This is a genomic window from Sphaerisporangium sp. NPDC049002 (assembly GCF_040649355.1).
In the GTDB taxonomy this organism is placed as follows: Bacteria; Actinomycetota; Actinomycetes; order Streptosporangiales; family Streptosporangiaceae; genus Sphaerisporangium.
The window spans coordinates 1-2,557 of sequence record NZ_JBEZFH010000400.1 but is presented as its reverse complement, the minus strand read 5'-3'; the positions used below and the strand labels follow the sequence as shown (position 1 = coordinate 2,557).

General features: G+C 60.9%; 3 protein-coding genes. All 3 read right to left on the bottom strand.

Annotation, left to right across the window (positions count from 1 at the left end; all coding sequences use genetic code 11):
• Nucleotides 1–1,180, bottom strand: a 1,180-nt coding sequence (gene brxC, locus AB0B89_RS35950) for a BREX system P-loop protein BrxC (protein ID WP_358562122.1), incomplete at its 3' end; no start/stop codon positions are given.
• Nucleotides 1,181–1,194: 14 nt separating this feature from the next.
• On the bottom strand, nucleotides 1,195–1,770 hold the full coding sequence (locus tag AB0B89_RS35945) for a BREX protein BrxB domain-containing protein (protein WP_358562119.1): 576 nt from the start codon (nucleotides 1,768–1,770) through the stop codon (nucleotides 1,195–1,197).
• A complete protein-coding gene (locus tag AB0B89_RS35940; RefSeq protein WP_358562125.1) occupies nucleotides 1,767–2,450 on the bottom strand; it encodes a BrxA family protein in 684 nt (227 codons plus the stop codon). The genes AB0B89_RS35945 and AB0B89_RS35940 overlap by 4 nt, the downstream gene beginning before the upstream one ends.
• Nucleotides 2,451–2,557: the final 107 nt, after the last annotated feature.

Here is a 2,557-nt window from a genome sequence, read left to right as displayed (position 1 = left end):
CAGCGACGCGCGGGGTCTGTTCGCCGTGCTCACCAAAGCGGGGCAGCTTGATGTCAGCGGTGAGCCGGGTGTGGTGCACCAGGCGTCCGCGGTGCTCCTCGAAGAGTGCACCGAGGGTCTGCTGCGCGGTGGCGTTCTTCAGCAGAACGCGGCGGCTTGTCACCTCGGAGATGTCCGAGGGCTCCATGTGCACCTGCAGCGGGAAGCGGTCCATGAGCCGGGCTAGCTCGATCTTCTTGTCGTCCAGACCGCTGACGAGTTCGCCGAGCTTCTCCTGAGAGGTAACGACCACCCAGTGCCGGCCGCGTCCCATCACGCCGAGGCGCTGGACGATGGCCTGCAGGTCGAGCATCTTCTGTACGTCGCGGGCAACAAACTGGCCCACCTCGTCGACAACGAACATCAGAGCCTGGCCGGGGCGGCGCCGGTTCATTAGCTCGGTCGCACGTTCGGCCAGTTTGCCCGGCGTTATGTCGGCCTTGTTCTTGACCGCCTTCACCCAGGAGTCCGCCATCGGGTAAGTCTCCCGATCAAGACTGTGCAGGACCCGACTGGCCTCGCTCAGCGCGAATGCGATCTTACCCTTCTCCTGGTTCCAGTTCTTGTGGAAGAGGCGTGCGTACTCCTGCTCGAAACCAGCCAGCTCGCTTTTCTCCTCAAGCGCGATCTCCAGTTCCGATAGGTCGAGATCTTTGGCGTATCCGAGGCTCTGCAAGAATAGGCCATACATGATCTCAGTGAGGGTCTGATTTCCGCTGCGAATGCCCCGATCAGTGGAAACATCGAAGATCACCGCGTGGGTGGGAATGTGCTCACTGATCGCCTTAAGCAGGACCTGTATCCGATTGTCCCCTGCGCGCTGGGCGAAACGTTCAGCGGCGGGCTCGCCATCGACCATCCTGTTTTCGATGGAAAGGCCGAGCATCTTGGCGAAACTCGACTTACCTGAGCCAAAGAACCCCGACACCCAGATGGCGATGCCTTCACGCGGATTGTGCGGTGTCTGCCGGTACTCCTCAAGGATCCTGGTGTAGTGTCGGCGGATGGCGTCGGTGACCACGTACTCGTTAATCTCATCGCGGATGATCTCTTCGTCGGCCTGGTCGACCTTGATGACTTCTTCGATGCGCCGGTGGATGTTGTTGGCGAAGAGCGCCTTGATCGGCTGGTCTGTCGTCATCGGAAGAGCCCCTATCAAATGATCTTCGAGCGGTAGTTGTGCTCGGCGTCAAGCACCCCCATGAACTTCAGGCCTCCGGCACCCTCCACATCTCCGGGATAGAAGAGCACGGTCGGTACATGGACCTGTCCCTTCAACTGCTCGGGCAGGGAGAACGTCCGATACATCGGGAACAGAGCGCCGGCGCGGACGACGAACACGATGTCGCGCAGTGGGTCGGGATGGGCGGGCATACGTCCAGCAACGTGATCAACGAGCGGTGAGTACTCCGATAGGACCGCGTGGACGGTGTCGACGATGGTGGCGACGCCCTGCTCACGTTCGACGGCAAACCAGTCTTCGAGAGGATTCTGTGAGCGCATCGCCTCGTCCAGGCACTCCGCTAGAGAGATGCGGTGCACCTGCTTCCCCTGCTGGGTGAGCCTGGTCCCTAGCATCGTCAACTGAGCGCGTAGCCGAAATTCCTCACTGGGCTTGTAGGGAAAGATCGCGTAGGGCATGTCGTGGTACGCGCTCATACGCGGTCGGGGGTCGGCCATCTCAAGAATGGGTTCGAGGTCGCGTCGTATCCGCTCTTCAAGATTGCTCATGCCACCATCCTTTCCGCGTAACGTTCGGAGTTGGCGCAGGGCAACGACAACTGCACGATGCTGCCTGCCACCTGGTAGTCGAGTCTACGGAACTGGTGTAGCCGGAGCAGCTCGTTTTCGACGTCAGTGGGTCGCATCAAAAACAGCCGCCAGTCCGCTGATGCGATGACCTTGCTCGGGTGTCCCAGTTCTTCCATCATCGCGTGCAGCAGATATATGAAGCTGCGCTCAGGAAGGTGGTATCCGGTGAATTCTCGAGTAGCCGTCCCCCGCAATAATCCGAAATCCGTGGCGATGCGCAGCAGGCCGACCGCGACCCTTTTCATTGTCGTCTCGGACCATGGGTGCTCGGTCTTTCCGCCGCGGCTGTCGATAGCGGAGAGGTAGGCCGTCACGTCGCTCGATTGGATTCGAAACGCGCCAGAATCGTAGGCATGAAAAAGCCAGTTTTGCAAGAAATCGCGTACAAGAAATTCGTCGCGCGTCATGTGCCAGAGCAGTAGCGGCTTCCACTCCTGGAGATCACAACCGCTCTGGGCCAGTCGCACGAGCGGCCGGTCCCGGCCCGCCGGTTCGTACCGGCGGTTAAGCACCTTGGCGACATCGCGCAGCCACGTCATGCTGCCGGCGCCGATGGAGTTGTCCCACCGGAGCTGGTCCAGGTTTTCCCGCTTGGACAGCGCGAAGTCCCAGGACCGCCGCCCAGGTACACCACATGGCGTTCTCCGAGGCGGTCAGCTTGGCGATCGCGGACTCTTCCGCCACAGGCTCCCCCGCGTCGTACAGC

Coding starts and splice junctions, on each gene's coding strand:
- AB0B89_RS35945 (WP_358562119.1), bottom strand. CDS start 1,770: ATGAGCAATCTTGAAGAGCGGATACGACGCGACCTCGAACCCATTCTT.